This window comes from Marinobacter alkaliphilus (assembly GCF_055394375.1).
Map to the genome: position 1 here is coordinate 2,693,377 of NZ_AP043751.1, position 18,207 is coordinate 2,711,583.

Sequence of the window (18,207 nt, forward strand, 5' to 3'; positions counted from 1 at the left end):
CTAGGGCAGTGCCGGAATAATGTGGTCTTCAATTAACTGGAACTGGCGCCGCAGGTAACGGGACCCCGGCGAGGGTGGGGTAGGGTCTGAGGTCATCACCACGGTCAGTTCCAGGGATGGCACTACATAGAGGACCTGGCCGCCAAAGCCGCGCCCATAATACCCCATCTCACCCGCCATGGGCCGCAGGAACCAGCCGTAGCCATAGGGATCATCGGTGAAGGCGGATTCGCCGCGACCGGTCCAGGATTCAGTTACCCAGTTCTCCGGGAGCAATTGTTGGTCTCCCACACGCCCGTTATTGCGATACAGCTCGCCGACTTTTACCAAATCACGAGGTGAGAGCAGCATGTTGTTACCGCCAAAATAAACCCCTTGCGGGTCTTGGTCCCACGGCGGGATATCTATGTCCAGAGGTTTCCCCAGCCACTCCCGAGCCAGGGAAAGGGTACTGCGGCCAGCACTTTCTGTTAAAGCTGCAGAGAGCAGATGGCTGCTGCCTGAGGAATACAGCATGCGCCCGCCCGGTTCATCCACAAAGGGCCGGGTAAGCACGTGGCTGACCCAGTTGTTACTGGCCACCCAGGGCCCATAGTTGCCACCAGAGGTACGCTGTAACCCCGCTTGCAAGGACAACAGATGCCCGAGCGTAATGCGCTCAACACCCTCGGTGGCCGATGCTGGCACCCGGTTGCCCAAGGCTTCTACCACAGGCTGATCAGTTCCCTCGAGTACGTCGTTTTTGATGCCCATACCCACCAGCGCAGCCAGTACCGTTTTGGACAAAGACTTGATGTTGACGGGCGTATCCAGGCCCTGGCCCCGTAAATCCAGTGCCAGAATTTCTTCACCCTTGTGGGCAACAATCAGGGTGTGCAGGCGGTCAAGTTGTGCGGCTTCTTGCTCGACCTCGGCTTGCCAATCTGTGGGCTGTGCGTAGGAAAGTGAGGGGATAGCGAGGATCAGAAACGTTCGAGCCCACCTGGATAACCTCTGCATAGCGTTGGGATACCCTTCGTTGATGTAAACGTGAAAATCATTGCTGGATAACGACTTTACGCTACAAGATTAGAAGGGGCTCACTTCCGCTAATCGATTTCGCCTCAGGAATCGCCCACTTCGACCAATCTCACCGCAACACCACTGAGTTGCGAGCCTTGCTGGCCCTCATGATGTGAACCGAAAAGGTTGATCCACTGGTCGCCGCTTAGCAACACTTCTCCGCTACCGGTGCTGCTCTGATTTCCTGCCGCATAACGGCCGGCAAAGTTGAAGGCGAAAGCGCCAGGGGATTCCGGCAGTGGCGTTAACTTGAAGCCAATCGTCAGTTCCGGTGAAGACGCGTACCCCCGGCCTTCATCGGCAAGACCTACCCGCAAGAGGTGAGAACGTTCCAGAAATTCCGTGCGCAGTTCCGAAGAGCTGCCATCGGGCTCTGTCGCCTGGCATTCGCAATAGCGAATCTCCAAAATCATCGAACTGCTATCTAGGAAGTGTTCGGGAGTTGGGCCGCCGGCATGTGTCAATCCGGGAAACAGTACCAGTGCGGTAAGGCCAAGCAGAGTGAAGACGGATGACGCGATCCTTTGCATGATTGAACTCCATATGGTGTTTACCAGAAAACACCCAAGTTATTCTGTTTTGAATCCCAACTCAAGGTCGCCTGGTCTCTTAGCTATACCTCACACCTTCCCGGGCGTAATGCGCGCAATGGCACGGAACTCCCTCGTCATATGAGCTTGATCACTAAAGCCAAACTGATGGGCAACCTCTGCCAGGTTTGCCCGGCTGTGCTCGCGGATGTAGTCGATGGCTCGTTTCACCCGCAGGATGCGCTGGTACTGCTTGGGTGTCATTTCCATCCAGTGTTTGAAAAGCCGCTCCACATGCCGCTGGCTGACGCTGATTTGTTCGTTAAGCACCCCCGGTGTTGCGTTTTCGTTGAAGCTTTCCAGGGCCTGCTTCAGCGGCCCGGGGATGGTCTTTGTGAGACGGAAATGCCTGCTCAGCCATCGTTGCAGAGTGTTCACCCGGCTTACGTTGTCATGGTCTGACTTGAGGTTGGAGTAGAGCTGGCTAAGGCCGGGTAGATGCGCTGGGTCTGCGGTCAGGGCCGTGGGCTGATCAAAGTGTTGCCCGATTACCGCATAGCCAATCGCGGGTTGAAACCGAATACCCGCGAGCTGCGATTTGGGAAACAGGGAAACATTCTCTGATACCTTCTCAACCGGTAGCAGGATGACACCCTCCGGAATGGGGGTGTCGCCGATCTTCACGTCACCCGCCAGACTAAACCAGATGCTGCTGCACGCCTCAGAATGCAGCAACTTCACCACCGGCTCGTTTGCCAGCCCGGATACCGACGCTGACCAAATCCCTTGCACAAACGCCGACAACTGTCCTGACGGGCAGGACAGCTGAAAATCGAACGCTGGTCTGGAAAGGCTATTGTGGTTTATAGCTGCCTACCTCTGGCTTGAAGGTTTTGGCAATCCGGTTCCAACTGTTGATGGCGTTAACCGCGATGGTCAAATCCACCAGAGCCTGCTCACCCAAAGCTTTCACTACATCCTGATATTTCTGGTCGTCTACCGGTTTGCCATAGGTAAGATGCTCCGCCCAATCAAGCGCAGCTCGCTCTATGGGAGAATAGAAAGGCATGTCATGCCAGGCGCTCAAGCCCATCATACGCTCCGGGATTTCACCCTGCGCGGTGGCATCTTTGCTGTGCATGTCGATGCAGAAGGCGCACTGATTGATTTGCGACACTCTTAGCTTTACCAGCTCCCAAACAGCCGTGCTGAGGGTGTCTGACGCCCGGAACTGCTCCCTCAAATATGTTTCCTGATTCATCAGAATCTGCATGGCTTTCGGCGCCAGGCCGATGTAATTCGCGCGTGCCGTCATGATCCATGTCCTCCAATTGTTGTGGAGTTACACGGTAATAAATGGCCCGGGATCGGTATTGAAGATTTTCGACACTAGCGATGATCTCAGGTAATGCTACCCGTTTTAATGAAGGCTTATGGCACCTCTTTTTCAGCTCCATACACCGCATGGGGCTTCGGGAAGTTTGCCGGCCAATGTTACTTGCCAAGCTAAAGCTTCATCCCGGGATTCGAATGCCCGTTGAATACTTCCCGTTGAAATTGGCGCCCTTATTGTTGCCCTCGCAAACTCACGACTGCCAACCATGATGCGGAGAATGGTTCCGACATTGGCTTCCGTGTATGCCTCAAAACTCCTGGATCCAACCGCTGTCAATTTGATGTAAACCGGCCAACCGAGAGCTGTCTGTTCACCAACTGCAGAGGTTTCCACGTAGGACGAGCACAAGTAAAAGTGCTGTTCAGTCTCGGCCAATCCAATGGAAGGTAGAGCCCCCAGGATAAAAACGATAAAGGTCATTTTGGCCATTACCTGACACCGGTATCCTGTTTGCGGTGCATCCTCACAAGTCATATTCATCGTGACGACGATTCCACACATACGGCTTTGTCTGTGGCCAACCTTCCGGCGAATCCTCCCAGGTTTCCTGGCGACCATAAGGCGTCAAATCCAGATACGTCCAGAGACTACCCAGGTACTCAACGCCACGGGCACCCGTAAAGTAAGTGCGGTATACATCATTCCCGTCACGAAGGAATACGCTTGCGCCGTGCCTTTCTCCCTCAGCTGTCGTTACGCCAAAATCATAGTTAAAGTCACTTTCGAAAGACGAGTACCAGGGCATCGACCAGCCCATACGCTTTTTGTACTGCGCAAGCTTCTCGTAAGGTGCGCGTGACACCATCACAAGGGACGTATCGCGGGCATGCAGATGGGCAGGGTGGGTCATGGCGTCGGCGAGCCAGGAGCATCCGTCGCAACCGGCCTTCCAGTCGGGGGCGAACATAAAATGATAAACAATGAGCTGGCGGCGCCCGCCGAACAGGTCAAGAAAAGACACACTGCCTTCTTCGCCCTGGAACAGGTAATCATTCTTTACCTTAACCATGGGCAGTCTTCGGCGTTCAGCGCTCAAGGCATCCCTTGCTCTGGTGGCCTCTTTTTCTTTAACCAGTAACTGGCGGAGGGCGGTTTCCCATTCCTCATTCGAGACAATTGGTGGCAATGCTGGTTTGGTGTCTTGCATATGTAAGGTACCTCTTGCTGGATGAGCCTTCCCCCCAATCTGGCGGTTGCCCGCTGGATGCAGTTAACTTCGTCATTCCCCCTTGAGTCTTCTGGGCCTGATACGCCTGAGCCTTTCTTGGTTACTTTCAGACTTTGAATGCTGCAGGATTGTTGTCAACATTCCGCGCAACTCACGAACGGCTTTATAAATGGAATTACCACCGCCCCAAATGGACTTCACAGCCTTGAAGAGAACCCAAGCGCTTGGGTCGCTTGGTGCGGCGGTGATTGCCGCCGTGATATCCAATATGACGGTTGCGGCTCCAATACAGCCAGCAGCCACTTGTTTGAGAATACGGTGATCCGCAACTATCGTTGCCACCTCGGCTGAGTTCGCGATCTCGCAAACCACATTGCGGAGCTGTCGTAGTGGCTCCAGTGCATCATCAATTCCCAGTGATTGCGGCTGGTCGAGGGCGTTTTCTCCATTGGAGGCTTCGAATGAGAGCGCATCAATAGTTCCTGAAACGAGATGTTCCGGAACTTGAAGGCGGATGAGTGTTGCGCGATGATCCGCGAGATATTTTGATAGCTTCTCGATTGAATGACTTAGTTTCACACCGTCGATCGTGCGAACCAATTGATGGAGCGGTGAATCCCTTTGTTCAAGTTGGGATACGATGAAAGTCAGAGTTTCACAGAGGTGTCGGAACTGTTCGGCCGCTACTTCAATGCTTGGTTCGCTGTCACTGTCGCTAAGTTCAGTGTCTAATGCGCGTGCACCTTCTAGAAGTTCTGTTGCTCGTTCGTTGAGAAGGTCAATAACGCTGTCCATTATCAATCCTTGATCAGATATTTTGTGGTGGTCAATCTCCGCGCTAGTGGCAACTTTAACTATAGAAGGTGATTGCGATTCGTGGGAATTTCAGAGAGCAAAACGCCATTTAAGCAACTATTCATTCATTGCCGTGAAGATACCCCTTGGCCTTCAGTTTGTGACCAACCTTAACGATTTCATCCAGAGCAGGGACCAGCTCCTGACCAAGCTCCGTTAACTCGTACTCAACCGACGGTGGTGACGTATCCCGGACGTTACGTTGGACCACGCCGCGTTTCGTCAACTCGGCCAGCCGGGTAGAAAGCACCTTTGCCGAAACAGGCGGAATGTCGATTTTGAGCTCATTGAAGCGCCGTGGCCCGGCGCGCAAACACCAGATTACATTCGGCGCCCAAGCCCCTGCGATGACAGCCATGCACTCAGTCAGCATGCACGGCTCCGGTGGTTCCGGGCTTTTGTTTAGACGAACTTTCAGCGACATGAGAGTAACCAGGTTTCCTTGAGGTAACCCAATTCTATCTATAAATGCCTGGTTACTTCTAGTAATTACATAACCAATGGATATCCTTGGTGTGTCGACCACGAAACATAAGGAATCACAACGCATGAAGCTTTACTACAAACCTGGTGCCTGCTCCATGGCCTCGCACATCGTACTCAACGAACTGGGCATTGCCTTTTCTCTTGAGCGAACCGATACCGCTCAGGGCGTCACAGAGAATGGGCTGAAGTACAGTGATATCAATCCGAACGGCTACGTGCCCGCCTTGGAACTGGAGCCCGGCGTGGTACTCACTGAGAATCCCGCAATTCTTGAGTACCTCGCGGATCTTATTCCAGCGCAAGGCTTAGCCCCGCAGGAAGGCTCTTTCGAACGTACGCGCCTGCGTGAATTACTCGCCTTTTTGTCCTCAGAGTTACATAAGGCATTCAGCCCGTTTTTTTCAGGCGAGGAGCTTACGGTAGAAGAACGGCAGGTGGCAGAATCCAAAATAGCGAAGCGGATCGACCGTATCGAAGCTCGGCTCTCGCATACCGGTGCCAACCTTCTAGGCGGGCAACTCAGTGTTGCGGACTTCTATGCATTCGTAATTCTCAACTGGTCCCAATTCATTTCTTTCTCGCTAAGCCCATGGCCCTCTACTTACTCTTTCTGGAAGAGGCTTGGCACACATCCGAGTGTAGTAAAGGCGCTTGAGGCGGAAGGGTTGTTGCCTGAGGGAGCGGCACAATGAGTGCTTTCTCTGACATCCAAGAGGTGCTAAGCCAGTACTTCGACACATTGTATTTCTGTGACCTTGAAAAATTCGATGCGGTTTTCCACCCCCAGGCAATATACGCCACGGCTGACGAGGCGCCGTTGCTCCACAGGAGCATGCCCGAATACCGCAAGGTAATTGCTACACGCCGTTCGCCGGCGTCTCGTAAAGAACAGCGTAGAGACATCGTGGAGGCCATTGAGGTTGCAGGAGAAAACACAGCGTTTGCCCGTGTTCGTTGCTCCATCGGTGAGCGGGACTTTCTGGACATGCTGTCACTGGTCCGTACTGACGGTCGCTGGCTTATTATTGCCAAAGTATTTCAAATCATCGAAAAGAAGGAGTGAGCAATGCCATACGTTAATATCAAGGTTACACGTGAAGGCGTAACAGAATCACAGAAAGCGGCCCTGATTGAAGGAGTAACTAATCTTCTTGTTGACGTGCTGCAAAAATCACCGGCAGCCACGATGGTTGTCATTGATGAGGTCGACATGGAGAACTGGGGTATCGGCGGTCTTCCGGTAAATGAATACAGGCGCAGGATAGCTAACCTGGATGGTGACACGAAGACCACCGATCAATGAGTCATGACTCCTTCACAACGAGTGTGCTCAAGGTGGCGCGGTAACCGCGCCACCGTTATTCCGAGCCAATAAACTGAACAATAGCCACCTTTCGATCGTGGTTCTTCAGCCAATCTCTGATCTCGACGGCCTTTGCGGTATCGCTTTCCCCAACCAGCCTTTTCAAGCGGTCGACTTTTTTGCTCTCCATTTTTTCATCCCGCACTTTCCGCTGCCATTGGTCGGTAAAGACCTTGGGAAGTTTGTGTGCCAGTTCGAGGGATTTGAGCAATGTCCATTCACTGCCATCCAGCCAGGCCTCATCACAGAAACCGCAAAGATCAATACGGTTCTTGTGCTCGCTGGATACCGAGTACTTGGTCATCAGCTTGCTGCACTTGGGGCAGGATAGGGCGGTTTTAGCATCGTTCTCGACGGTTACATCCGCATCAAAGCTATCGCTCTGCTCGACGGGCTCATTTCTTTCCGCCCAGTCGCGGTAGTAGAGCAGTGACAGAGAGGCGCCGTCACAGCCTGGACAACCCATAACAGGGAGGCCATCCTCAATTTTGGTGGGTTTCAGGTCAGTGGTTCTGCATTTGGGGCATTTCATGGTCATTCCTTTTTTTGATGAAAGCCAATCTGAGAGGCTACCAATGTCAATCCTGTATCACCCATGGCGGGGGACTATCACTCGATAAACAGCGCGCCATACTACCGAGTCCAGAGGAGCATATCGCAGGGCCTGGGCAATTGCGCCCCAGGCGATGGCCGTTTTCCCCGCCGACGCAAAATAACGGGCTTTGCGGCAATAGAAGCGGGCCAGGCCCCAGTGGATCTCCCAGGGTTGAAGCGCGCTCCCGTGTTCCTCAATAAAATCCCGAATAATCGACTCGTTCGCTGCAAAGCGTCGTTGTTTGTCGCTGGAAATCTGATCTGCCATCACCCGGTAATAGCCCCAATATTCGGGTACATAAAGGAACGTAAACCGGGCCGAAAAACGCAGCCAGATGTCGTAATCGTCGGCAACGCCGTAACGGCCGGAAAACCCGCCCATGGTATCGAAACATTCCCGCCGCGCCATGACCGTGTTGATGCTCACGCTGTTGTCCACCAGCATCTGCCGGGCAATCCGGCCCGAGTACCGGCGCATATTCTTGCGGGACAACTCCCGGCCCTGTTCGTCGATCATGATTTCATCACTGTGAAGCACGTCCACCTCCGGGTGAGCCTCCATCAGCGCCACTTGCCGTTCCAGCTTATCGGGCACCCACAGGTCATCAGAATCGAGAAAACATATTAGCTCTCCCTGGGCGTACTGAAGCGCCAGATTCCGGGCAATGCTCTGGCCCTGATTCTCCTGAAAATGGTAGTGGATGCGGTCATCATCCAGGTAACTGGCCAGACTCTCGCTGGTGCCATCCTGGGAGCCATCATCAACGATGATCAGCTCCCAGTGGGGATATGACTGGGCCAACACAGACTCGACCGCTTGCGTGATGGTGCGCTCACGGTTGAAGGTGGGTGTGATGATGCTGACCAGGGGGGCTGACGCAGGCACAAGCTGTCCTTATTGGTGTCCATCGCGGGGCTGAGGTGCCGCAGGGGAGGCCGCGGAACTGAAGCGATGGGTCATGCTTGAGACTCTTCTGGAATTTGAACCAATAGATCAGTCACCCCGATATCCACCCCTGCCTGGGACAGCAAAGTCGACACCTGCCCACGATGATGAGTTTGGTGGTTGAAGAAATGAAGCACCAGGCTCGAAAACCGCTTTTTTGCCGGAACCCCTTTGGTGTTGTGGTAGGAGAGAACTACATCCAGGTCTTCTTCGGTAAGCTGAGCTATCCAATCGATGATCTGTCGATCCAGCCAGATTCGATGCTCAGTTAAGTGTTCAATATCACCAAAGAGAACTTGGTCCAGGCTAGTCGGAGTATCAAGGTCTGTGACTCCGCGCAGCGATTCCTGGCACGACGGGTGAGTAGCAAAACGCTTGAGCCAGATGGTATCGCCAACGAGAATATGGTTCAGGGTGCCCAGGATCGAGCCAAAGAAAGCGCCGCGGTCTTTCGTTAATTCGTCGGCCGACAGCTTTCCCGCCGCCTCATAGACCTTTGCGTTCATCCACTGATTGTATGTGGCGAGCAATTCAAAATGGTTTTTCACGTTCATTGGAATTCCGTTTCATTCAAAGTGCCAACTTTACTGCATCAGGTTGCAACGCCCGTTATGACGAGTGGTCACCGCCACGCGCATTGGCAAGCGCGATCTCAACATTGGGCACCAGATGGCTCTTGTACCATGTTGCAAGGTTCTCGATTACCGATTCCAGGGATTGTTCCCTTTCTGGTGAGTAGAAGTCGATACCCTTTATTGGTGCTTGCAGCTGCTGCGAACCAACGAGTTCAGCTGCCAGCAATCCCGTTTGTTGGAGTACGCGGCTGACCGGTTGAACAAATGGGGCGGAGTCGCCTAACTGCCCTCGGCCCCTAATAACCATATACCGAACGTTTTCCGGGAAGATATGCGCACTCTGTAAAGCGTCCCATACAGTGCCGGTGGTCTGTCCGTTGGTAGCTCGAACAGGGGTGCTTCGTTCATCATCCGTAATTTCTAAGTGATCCAAAGCTTCGCAGGCATCAAGCGCAGAATTTACGAGCCTACGAACCAATTTCCAATCTGTTGCCATGAATTCCTTTTCCTGTTGCCGGTTCGCGGATGACTCTTTGGCATTATCCCAATGTCACGAAAATTCTATCAAGCCCGCTTACTTAGCTCCATAGATGAACCCTTAGCGGCGGCTGGGGTCAAACGGCACCGTCAACACGATTGCTTTACCTATCTCGGCAATTGCCGCATTCCGCTCTTCGAAGGAAGCCTCCGTCTGAGTCAGATACAGCGCCACAATTATAGGTTGGCGCTCAGGTGGCCAGATGACGGCCGTAATAGACCTCGACCCGAAACCTCCCGCCCCGGTTCGATCTGCGACAGTCCAGCCCTCTGGTACAGCAGCCCGAAAAAGCCCGTCCGCAACCTGGTTGCCCTCGAGCCAATCACGTAGTTGCTCTCTGGACGGTTCGGATAAGGCATCACCCAACAGCAAGGTTTGAAGATTCCTGACCATCGCATTTGGCGTTGTGGTATCTCGGTTATCGCCTGGTAACGCTTCATTCAGTTCCGTTTCCCACCGGTCGAGACGCGTTACATCGTCTCCCAAATGCCTCGCAAACGAGGTTACTGCTTCTGGCCCGCCCAATTCTCGTAAAACCAGATTTGCGGCGGTATTATCGCTCGTTGTCAGTGTGGCCTCGCAAAGATCTGAAAGGGTCATCGCCTCACCACCAGCGTGCTTCTCTGTGATGGGGGAGTAGGTCACGAGATCGGATTCTGAAACATGCACCTTTCTGCTGAGGTTCGCCTGTCCCGTATCGACCCGATGGAGCAGGGCGGCACAAGCCGGGGTTTTAAACGTGCTGGACATCGCAAACCGCTGATCAGCGTGATATTCCCACCTCTGGCCCGATTCCACGTCGTAAGCAGCAAAGCCAACATGGGCCTCCAGGTCGTCAGCGACTTTCTCGACAGTTTTAATCAGGGAGTTATGTTGGTCAGCAGCGGCAACTGAGGTGAACAAGGTAAGTAAAGTAGCCGCGATAAGCGTATGAAATTTCATCAACGGTTCAACCTTCATCATAGGCTATGCGCGCCCAGTTTATTGGGTGTATAAGTCTGGATTTGGATGGGGTTCTTGATCAGGCACAGTGATCCCTGTTGCAGTCCAATATACTACCTCGCTATCTAACGGTTTATCATTCCTTATTTGGTTTTCGTTCTGGCTATAATGAAAACCATTACCGCAAAACGCTGTGAAGGAATTTCCATTGACTAGGTACATATCTGCGCTGACAACCGTATCACACCTGCCCGTATCCAAGACCTTTTTAGCTAGAGTAGCTCTCAAGGAAAAATATTCATCATACCAATCTTTATAGTATTTCCTGGCCTTAGATCCTGGCTCGTCTTTCAGTATTACACGAGATGCAATTCTTTGATTGTAATCATTTCTGGATAAGCTGGCCTCGGGTATCAACTTAGAATTAGCTACGACTTTTTTTCTGCCAAAGCCGTTTCGAAAATTTAGTTGTATGACATTGCTCGAAGATCCGTTGTCCGATATTTTATATACCACTCCAAGATTATGAAGACTGCCAGCTAAGCCTTCACCAGTATAAATGTACTTTTCATTTAGGTTTAATTTGTATTTCTCCACTAGATTATCAATTCTTCCTAGCCGAGCAATCCTATTCTCTGTGGACTCGGTTTCTTTTATAGCCATAATTATTGGCATAGCTTTGATGTTTTCTTCAGCTGATACAGCTAAACCAAAACCTTGCAGGAAGGTAAAGGTCATACCGATTATTAAACTGATCCTTGTCATGCAGTCCTCTCCGTTAAATTGGCTGACGAAACTCCGATAAGTAAAATCAACGCAGTCCCATTTTCGCCTGTCAATGCGCGCCACTACTGGCGGTGAAGCCTTACTAGCAATGACTTCACGTTGACAACATTGTTACACATTGACCGAGTACTTAAGGTCACGCACCTCGTCTCCAGTCATGCCCCGAAAGCCCCAACAGTGGGGCGGTTGTTCCTTGATCATGATCTCAACATCCACGGGTGAGATGCCAATCACGGACTCAATCTTGCTGAAGAGCTCCTTGATCAGAGCTTTCTGGGTCTCGGGCGTTCGGCCCTGCATCATATTAATCTCGATGGCCGTGTAGGCGGGCGTCCGGCCCCCGGGGTAATAAAAGTCCTCGGGTTCCATGGGGATAAAACGATGAGCCCGCTTGTCTTCCGGCATACCGAGTACGGACTGCATACATCCGTGAATAACCTCGGAGAGCTGAGCCTTGATCGGATTAAGATGTTCTTTGATTCCATAGATGACTATCATGATGCCTCCTGCAATGTTTACGGATGTCCTTATCTCCCAAAACCAGTGGTAATGGGCGCACTACAACAATTTGTTGTGCAATGCCCAATCTTCGCAAGTCATTCGATACACCCGCACCGGTCGGTTGTGAAACTCTTGAAGCGCGTAGTCTCGGAACCCAACCTTCTCCGTCACCCTAACGGAGGCTATATGCTCCGGCTCGATAATAACAATGACCGACTCACAGTGTTTTTTCCGGAAAGCATACCGGAGAACACCTTTGACAGCCTCTGTCGCATACCCATGATGCCAGAACCTGCGCGCCAGGCGATAACCCAGATTGATTTCTTCAACTTCGCCAACCAACTCCGGCCCAACGCCACAGAAGCCGATAAATTCGCCTGATTCTTTCTCATACAGAGCCCATGGCCCGATTCCATGAGAGGCGTAACACTCAAGGCACCAATCAACGAACTTTCGGGTAGCTTCTTCGTTGCAAACTCCTCGAACGGAAAACTTCATGACTTCCGGATCACTGAGCATTGCGGTGAGCACCGGAATGTCTTGATGGGAGAGCTTTCTTACAACCAACCTCTCTGTTTCAAACAATGGCACTGATTTTTCCCTGTGCAGTCTCGTGGGGCCGGCGTTTGTTCTCGATGGGGGGATTACCGAGGTGATGCCCTTGGAGTAGGCAAACAGGATGATCTTCAGCAGGATGGCCGGATCGTAGGCCAGCCGGCCAGTGTCTTCGTTGCGGTACTTGGGATGAAACACCGCCAGGTCCAGCTTGTGCTCGATCAGGTAGTCCACCGCGTGTTCAAAGGTGCCGGGCTGGAGCTGTTCCTGGTAGTTGATGACGACCATAGTGTCCTGGTCGTAGTTGTAGTGCTTGAAGAGGGGCATCTGACCACTCCTTGTCCGTTTGCCTGATCCTATCAAAACACAGGGTGATTTCGGGGTTTTTCTACAGCCTCAACGCCCGGCTCACGCGCCGGTTTGGAGCTGCGAAGCAGCGGAAAATCGGTCGCTGTGCAGCCGATTGTTAGGGCTTGAATGAAAGGTAATCATAGTTTTATTTTTCGAAATCCCTCTGCGGACACATTAAAAAGGACATTTCTGCCTAATTCTTGGTTAGTTTCAGGAACAAGTTTTTGTACAGGCATATCATTGAGCCACTTTCGATACATTATTTTATTTGCTTCAAGCGCATCAGTTACAAGTAGGTCTACCTTGGCTCCAATCAAGCCAAAGAACGGATAATCACCGTCTTTATCCACGATCTTAACGCCATGAAGCCCTTTGCAAGTACTCATGTTCAATAAAAGCGTTTGATCAGTAGCCACATTAATTTTTTGTAGATATGGACGCAGCATACTCCAAGTAACAAAATCGTCTCCTACTTGAATGCCGTCATCATTTCCATGAGACACAAAGTGGATCATAAAGCGCTCACCAGCTAAAGCTTTATCATAGAATATATCTAATGCACCAAAGAGTTGTGATGCTGTGTGGACTAAAGCTGTTACAGTGGTTAGCCCCTCACCCAAAAGCAAATTTTTCAACTGTTCTGTGATTCGGAATTCGTTCCTGTCAGCCTCACTAAGGCCATCCACAATCCCTACATAGTCATACTCTGCATCTAATTCGGGACGCTCATAGGTTATGTCGTTTTTTATCATAGTAATCCTTACTGACGGGCCCTAACGCCAGGCATCAGCCGCACCGCCAATGCAGTGTCGGCTGGATGCCCTTGATACTGATTGAGCCTTCTCCCCAGCCCGGCGGTTACCCGCTAAGCTGGAAGGCGACCAAGCACTACAAGGGAGAAGACTCATGAACTTTTACCATAGCACTCACCGTCACTATTGTGGAATCGACCTGCACGCCCGCAGCCTGTACGTTTGCATCCTCGACCAGCAAGGCGAGGTGCTGTTGCACAAAGAGATCAAGGCCAGACCGGAACCGCTACTGACACTGCTCGAACCCTTTCGAGATGACCTTGTGGTTGGTGTTGAATGCATGCACTGCTGGTACTGGATCTCGGATCTGTGTGAAGAACACGGCATCCACTTTATCCTGGGCCACGCCCTGTATATGAAGGCCATTCACGGCGGTAAAACTAAGAATGACCGCATCGATTCCTTCAAAATCGCCATGCTCATGAAGGGCGGCAACTTCCCGCTGGCCTACGTGTATCCCAAGGAGATGCGAGCAACCCGGGACTTGCTTCGCAGACGCACCCGCATCGTCCAGCACGGGGCCATGCTCAAGGCCCATGTGGTCAACACCACCAGCCAATACAACCTGCCGCCCAATAAGGTAAATCTAAAGAACGTCGGGGCCCGGGAGCAAGTCCGGGCGACGTTTGCCGACCGGGATGTCCAACACAACATCGATCTCGACCTGGCCATCATCGAGTGCTATCACCGGGAACTCAGCAAGCTGGGAGAACACCTCGAACGGCAGGCCAAGCAACACGACCCTACCTCCCTGAGTGTATTGCGAACCATTCCTGGCGTAGGCCGCATTCTAGCCCTGACGATGCTCTACGAAATCGGCGACATCCAGCGATTTGAGACGGTGCAGAAATTTGCTTCTTACGCTCGGCTCATCAAGTGCAAAGCCGAATCTGCTGGCAAAGTCTACGGCACTCAGGGCAACAAGATCGGCAACGCCCACCTGAAGTGGGCCTTCTCAGAAGCAGCGGTGCTGTACCTGCGGGGCAATGACAAAGCCCAGCGCTACCTGCAGAAACTCCAGAAACGCATGAACAAACCCAAGGCGCTGTCCGCGCTGGCCCACAAGCTCGGCCGGGCCGCCTACTTCATGCTCAAGCATCAGAGGGTGTTCGATGAACAACGATTCCTAAAGGGTTAGTCACGCCACGGGGTGAGCATGACGTCTAACTGGATCAAACAGGATGATAACTAGTCGCCCCTGCAAAAACGCCGTTTTCAGATAACCAGCAATTCACCGGTCTCTGTTGATTCATCCGGTAATGTCGGAATTGACCATAAAACAGCCAAAATCATCCGCAAATACCGTCCATTTTCATAAGGCCAAAGAAGCTCGGCGAGCTTCCTCAGAACCTTCCTCAGGTTCAGGCCCACGCCGCACAGTACCGCGTGTATCTTGTCGCCCTGGAATCCTCTGAGGAAGCTCCGGAACATCAGGCCATCGCTTTTCAGGTGGCCGATGATCGGCTCGATACTATTTCGTCGGTGTTGTTGGTCAGGGTGGGCCTTGCCGCGCCCTCGCCGCTTGCCGGTGATATGAATTTTCGCGAGAAATGTGCTCTCACTGCCACGGTACCCCCGGTCGGCCAGCAGATGCTCCGGCATCTTGCTGGTGTGCAGAAGGACCCGTTTGAGCGCCGTGTCGACGGTGTGGCCATCGTAGGGGTTGCCGGTCAGGGCCTGGCAATCCAGCACAAAGCCCTCTTTGGCGGTGGTCACCACGCTGACCTTGGCGCCGAACTCATACCGGGTACGGGCCTTGCCCTTGGCAATACACACCACCTCTGGTTCGTGCAGACTGTAAAGCCGGGGTTTGACGGTGCGGTCGCCATACTGATTCAGCAGTTGAAGTGCCTGGTGGAGCTTGTGGTTCAGGCGCTCGGAGCGCTGCTCCATCGGACGCTGTTCAACGATGGCGTTGCAGACTTTGGCCAGATTCCAGTGCATCTGGCGCAGCACCCGGTGCATCCGCTTGAACTGGCGGGCATGGGCATAGCGGCCCACTTGCCAGATCATTCCCGGCAGCCGCTTGCAGAAGGTCTGGCGGAATTTGATGCCTTCGTCCTTGGCCAGCGAGCGCCACCAGTTGCCGGTGGCAGCGGCCCGCCAACCGGGCGTCACTGGGGTAGGCAATGGCCTTGGGCATGACCGTGGTGTCGATCACTGCGACTTTCAGGCTTTCCGGAGCGATGACACCGGTATCCTGGCCCAGGGCGATGCTCATTGTCAGAAGTTCACGGGCTCCGTCTTCGCCAATGCGGTGGCGGAACCGCATCATGGTGGTTTCGTCCATCGGGAACCGGTGCTGGAAGATCACTTCGCCGCAGAACTGTTGCCAGTAGGGGTTTTCCACCCAGCGATCCAGAATATCCCGGTCGGACAAAGCGTACATGTGCTTGAGAAGCTGCAAGCCCACGTGCAAGCGGATGGGAAGCCCAGGACGCCCGGCCTCCACCGCGTACAGCTGACCAAAATGCTGCTCGCAAGCCGTCCAGTCGATCCGCTTGCCCATCTGCACCAGTTCGTGCCGGGGGTTGAGGATGTCTTCGAGGTAGGTTTCCAGCAGGTCTCGCTGCGGTGCTTGGCGTTTATCCCGTGGGATCATGGGCTTTTCTTCCGGTTTTTGGGCGAAACGGGGAGATTTGTGGTGGAAATTATACCCTGAAATCAGGCCAACCTGCTGGCATCATTGGTGTTTTTATCTTTTGCAGGGCCGACTAACTAAAAGCCGGGTGTCTGCTGACTGGTACCTGATACCGAACCGGCTTTCTATCACCGTCGTTGAAGCCAGTCGCCTTGATTAGCCGCCCCGTGGGCGTGCCTTAATGCTATGAGCCAGTGCGCTTACACCGGCCCTGAGCCTGACGCTAACTGGAGCTACGCAGCCAGATCCTTGAATAGTGCCAGTGGCCGGTTAACCGATGAATGTCTGGTGCCCCTGACCCACCGATGGAACAACCGGTCAGGCTGTGGTCTAAAGCCACGTAAGAGAGCCCCTATATGTGTTTGCTGTAAGTGCCTGACAGCTCCGCGAGACTGACGAAGCAGGCGTTCTCGCTCATGGGTTTAGGTTGGCCGCTGGCGCGGCCAAAAAAATACTATTGCCTGTTGACTCAGAGAAGGCTCATATGTGTTATACATGAGTTTCCTCCGGAATCAGAGTCAATAGGTCGGTAACCCCAACGTCCGCGCCTGCCTGTGATAGCAAAGCAGAAACTTGCCCTCGATGGTGAGTCTGATGGTTAAAAAAATGAAGAACAAGGCTCGAATATCGCTTGTTGGCCGGAACCCCTTTGGTGTTGTGATAGCTGAGAATGAAATCCAGATCGCCTTCGGTTAGCCCGGCTACCCAGCTGGTAATTTGTCGGTCAAGCCAAGCCCGATGTTCAGATAAGCGACTAATATCCTCAAATACTATCTGGCTTAGGCTTGTCGGATTTGGAAGGTTGGCGACCTCCTGCAAGGAACCCTCGCAGGATGGATGGGTAGCAAACCGCTTCAGCCAGATGGTGTCACCAACGACGATGTGATTCAGAGTTCCAAGAATAGAGCCGAAAAAAGCTCCGCGATCCTGAGTTAAGTCTGTTGCAGGGAGCGAACTTGCAGACTCGTAAATTTTGGAATTCATCCATTGATTGTAAATGGACAACAATTCAAAGTGATCTTTCAGGCTCACCTGAGTTCCCTCTCATGTATAACGCTTTTGTTCAGCGGCGACCTTTTTGCAGCGAAGCGGAGAAAAGGGCGTCCGGTGGAGGGCCGCCAGGCCCGGAACATACTGGAACTATTTGTTATACTCTTTTGGTAGCGGACACTCATAGTTAACATCAATCATATCCAAGTTTTTCAAGCTAAAGTTGGCATACTTTATGTCAGATTTTGAGGTATTTACTTCAGGTTGAGCGTATATAAAAACAAAGGCAGTGGGTGTGTCTTTTTGATAAATCTTCTCCAGCCTAGTTGCCATTAGCTTTTTTATCTTATAATTATCTATGGTGCTATCAGCAATCATTACAGTGGTCGTAAGTTCATCATCCCTTTGCTTTAGTTTTTTCTTAAATTTTATCTGGTAGCCGCGATCAGATGGAAGCCTATTAACGAACGCCCAACCGTAGTATATGACCGGAAAATCTGGAAGGTCATCCAGGTCTTGCTCCCAAATACATTTGAATATACTGCTGTAGTAAACATCCTTACCTGAAATATTTATTCTTCGGAACTTTATAGAACCATCTTTCTTATAACGTATATATCTGCTGACGACTGAACGCACAGAGTACACTGTGCCAATACTGCCATTTTCCCGAAGCCTCGTTTCCTTCGTTTTCCTTGCACATTTTGGCTTATTAGCGCCTTGTGCCTTTGGCGAATCACTTTCTCGTGGCTCGTCGTAATAGGATTCAGGGCGATCAAGCTCAAAAACGTCAACGATGGACTGGTCAACGCTAAGACGCTCCTCCTTCACCGGAGTGCCGTCTTCATAGTGGAGGTTCAGTGGTATATTTTTGCTTATCTCACAGTCTCTTGAGTGATCCCCATAAACCCTAAAATGAGGTACCACTTTCATATCTTGAATGTCTTCATCCAAGTTAGCGCACGTAACTTGGGCCATGCAGCCAGTGCCTGGGCATATGAATTTTTTCTTGTCGGTTATATTTCCAGACCAATAAAGATCATATGCTCTATCAGGATCAAGGTAATCCCGAGCTTCAATGCTATAGGCTACATCTAAAGACAACGTTCAACTCCT

23 protein-coding genes and 2 pseudogenes are annotated in these 18,207 nt (G+C 52.1%); 4 read left to right on the plus strand and 21 right to left on the minus strand.

Annotated elements, in window-relative coordinates:
- The 8 genes from ACZ5Q2_RS12265 to ACZ5Q2_RS12300 all read right to left on the minus strand — a co-directional run bounded on the left by ACZ5Q2_RS12265 (position 1) and on the right by ACZ5Q2_RS12300 (position 5,384).
- Positions 1–999, minus strand: coding sequence for a serine hydrolase domain-containing protein (locus ACZ5Q2_RS12265; RefSeq protein ID WP_230715066.1), 999 nt, complete (start codon positions 997–999; stop codon positions 1–3).
- Between the two features lie 104 nt (positions 1,000–1,103).
- Complete coding sequence (locus tag ACZ5Q2_RS12270; RefSeq protein ID WP_230715068.1) at positions 1,104–1,592, minus strand: hypothetical protein; 489 nt, start codon at positions 1,590–1,592, stop codon at positions 1,104–1,106.
- Between the two features lie 90 nt (positions 1,593–1,682).
- Positions 1,683–2,384, minus strand: coding sequence for a helix-turn-helix domain-containing protein (locus tag ACZ5Q2_RS12275; protein WP_230715070.1), 702 nt, complete (start codon positions 2,382–2,384; stop codon positions 1,683–1,685).
- Between the two features lie 61 nt (positions 2,385–2,445).
- Positions 2,446–2,907 carry a carboxymuconolactone decarboxylase family protein gene (locus ACZ5Q2_RS12280; protein ID WP_230715072.1) on the minus strand — a complete coding sequence of 154 codons (462 nt, stop codon included), beginning with the start codon at positions 2,905–2,907 and terminating at the stop codon, positions 2,446–2,448.
- Positions 2,908–3,039: 132 nt separating this feature from the next.
- Positions 3,040–3,417 (minus strand): hypothetical protein, encoded by a 378-nt coding sequence (locus tag ACZ5Q2_RS12285; RefSeq protein WP_230715074.1) that lies wholly within the window; start codon positions 3,415–3,417, stop codon positions 3,040–3,042.
- 34 nt (positions 3,418–3,451) lie between these two features.
- Positions 3,452–4,135 (minus strand): DUF899 domain-containing protein, encoded by a 684-nt coding sequence (locus ACZ5Q2_RS12290; protein ID WP_432210048.1) that lies wholly within the window; start codon positions 4,133–4,135, stop codon positions 3,452–3,454.
- Positions 4,136–4,207: 72 nt separating this feature from the next.
- Positions 4,208–4,951, minus strand: a complete 744-nt coding sequence (locus tag ACZ5Q2_RS12295; RefSeq protein WP_058090578.1) for a hypothetical protein — start codon at positions 4,949–4,951, stop codon at positions 4,208–4,210.
- A 121-nt stretch (positions 4,952–5,072) separates the two neighbouring features.
- Positions 5,073–5,384 carry a winged helix-turn-helix transcriptional regulator gene (locus tag ACZ5Q2_RS12300; protein WP_197463848.1) on the minus strand — a complete coding sequence of 104 codons (312 nt, stop codon included), beginning with the start codon at positions 5,382–5,384 and terminating at the stop codon, positions 5,073–5,075.
- Between the two features lie 175 nt (positions 5,385–5,559).
- Between ACZ5Q2_RS12300 and ACZ5Q2_RS12305 the strand changes: the two genes are divergently transcribed.
- The 3 genes from ACZ5Q2_RS12305 to ACZ5Q2_RS12315 are packed head-to-tail and all read left to right on the plus strand — an operon-like array spanning position 5,560 to position 6,800.
- Positions 5,560–6,189 carry a glutathione S-transferase C-terminal domain-containing protein gene (locus tag ACZ5Q2_RS12305; RefSeq protein ID WP_058090580.1) on the plus strand — a complete coding sequence of 210 codons (630 nt, stop codon included), beginning with the start codon at positions 5,560–5,562 and terminating at the stop codon, positions 6,187–6,189.
- The gene (locus ACZ5Q2_RS12310) at positions 6,186–6,560 is read left to right on the plus strand and encodes a nuclear transport factor 2 family protein (protein ID WP_058090581.1); all 375 of its coding nucleotides are present in this window, start codon (positions 6,186–6,188) and stop codon (positions 6,558–6,560) included. Before ACZ5Q2_RS12305 ends, ACZ5Q2_RS12310 begins: the two co-directional genes overlap by 4 nt.
- Positions 6,561–6,563: 3 nt before the next feature.
- Entirely contained in the window at positions 6,564–6,800 is a 237-nt protein-coding gene (locus ACZ5Q2_RS12315; RefSeq protein WP_058090582.1) for a tautomerase family protein, read from the plus strand.
- Positions 6,801–6,855: 55 nt separating this feature from the next.
- Here ACZ5Q2_RS12315 and ACZ5Q2_RS12320 read toward each other — a convergent pair whose 3' ends face one another.
- The 10 genes and pseudogenes from ACZ5Q2_RS12320 to ACZ5Q2_RS12365 form a co-directional block, all read right to left on the minus strand.
- Positions 6,856–7,392 (minus strand): TFIIB-type zinc ribbon-containing protein, encoded by a 537-nt coding sequence (locus tag ACZ5Q2_RS12320; protein ID WP_058090583.1) that lies wholly within the window; start codon positions 7,390–7,392, stop codon positions 6,856–6,858.
- A 57-nt stretch (positions 7,393–7,449) separates the two neighbouring features.
- Positions 7,450–8,340, minus strand: coding sequence for a glycosyltransferase (locus ACZ5Q2_RS12325; protein WP_058090584.1), 891 nt, complete (start codon positions 8,338–8,340; stop codon positions 7,450–7,452).
- Positions 8,341–8,411: 71 nt separating this feature from the next.
- Complete coding sequence (locus tag ACZ5Q2_RS12330; protein ID WP_058090585.1) at positions 8,412–8,954, minus strand: DinB family protein; 543 nt, start codon at positions 8,952–8,954, stop codon at positions 8,412–8,414.
- 55 nt (positions 8,955–9,009) lie between these two features.
- Positions 9,010–9,471: a hypothetical protein gene (locus ACZ5Q2_RS12335; RefSeq protein WP_058090586.1), complete on the minus strand. Its 462-nt coding sequence runs from the start codon at positions 9,469–9,471 to the stop codon at positions 9,010–9,012.
- Positions 9,472–9,573: 102 nt separating this feature from the next.
- Positions 9,574–10,476 (minus strand): class A beta-lactamase, encoded by a 903-nt coding sequence (gene bla / locus ACZ5Q2_RS12340; protein WP_412535702.1) that lies wholly within the window; start codon positions 10,474–10,476, stop codon positions 9,574–9,576.
- Between the two features lie 18 nt (positions 10,477–10,494).
- Positions 10,495–11,220, minus strand: a complete 726-nt coding sequence (locus tag ACZ5Q2_RS12345; protein WP_058090588.1) for a hypothetical protein — start codon at positions 11,218–11,220, stop codon at positions 10,495–10,497.
- Positions 11,221–11,352: 132 nt separating this feature from the next.
- A complete protein-coding gene (locus ACZ5Q2_RS12350) occupies positions 11,353–11,739 on the minus strand; it encodes a tautomerase family protein (protein ID WP_058090589.1) in 387 nt (128 codons plus the stop codon).
- Between the two features lie 60 nt (positions 11,740–11,799).
- Positions 11,800–12,261 (minus strand): GNAT family N-acetyltransferase, encoded by a 462-nt coding sequence (locus tag ACZ5Q2_RS12355; RefSeq protein WP_412537674.1) that lies wholly within the window; start codon positions 12,259–12,261, stop codon positions 11,800–11,802.
- A 129-nt stretch (positions 12,262–12,390) separates the two neighbouring features.
- A pseudogene (locus ACZ5Q2_RS12360) lies at positions 12,391–12,624 on the minus strand (transposase); the annotation flags it as partial.
- A 161-nt stretch (positions 12,625–12,785) separates the two neighbouring features.
- Positions 12,786–13,400 carry a hypothetical protein gene (locus tag ACZ5Q2_RS12365; protein WP_412535703.1) on the minus strand — a complete coding sequence of 205 codons (615 nt, stop codon included), beginning with the start codon at positions 13,398–13,400 and terminating at the stop codon, positions 12,786–12,788.
- A 154-nt stretch (positions 13,401–13,554) separates the two neighbouring features.
- On the opposite strand from ACZ5Q2_RS12365, the gene ACZ5Q2_RS12370 reads away from it, so the two are divergent.
- The gene (locus ACZ5Q2_RS12370; protein WP_058091137.1) at positions 13,555–14,598 is read left to right on the plus strand and encodes an IS110 family RNA-guided transposase; all 1,044 of its coding nucleotides are present in this window, start codon (positions 13,555–13,557) and stop codon (positions 14,596–14,598) included.
- Positions 14,599–14,675: 77 nt separating this feature from the next.
- On the opposite strand, the pseudogene ACZ5Q2_RS12375 reads toward ACZ5Q2_RS12370, so the two are convergent.
- From ACZ5Q2_RS12375 to ACZ5Q2_RS12385, 3 genes and pseudogenes are all read right to left on the minus strand, one after another.
- Positions 14,676–16,062 (minus strand): annotated as a pseudogene (locus ACZ5Q2_RS12375) (IS5 family transposase).
- A 528-nt stretch (positions 16,063–16,590) separates the two neighbouring features.
- Complete coding sequence (locus ACZ5Q2_RS12380) at positions 16,591–17,133, minus strand: DinB family protein (protein WP_058091134.1); 543 nt, start codon at positions 17,131–17,133, stop codon at positions 16,591–16,593.
- A gap of 108 nt (positions 17,134–17,241) precedes the next feature.
- Positions 17,242–18,195: a hypothetical protein gene (locus ACZ5Q2_RS12385; RefSeq protein ID WP_058091133.1), complete on the minus strand. Its 954-nt coding sequence runs from the start codon at positions 18,193–18,195 to the stop codon at positions 17,242–17,244.
- Between the last annotated feature and the right edge of the window lie 12 nt (positions 18,196–18,207).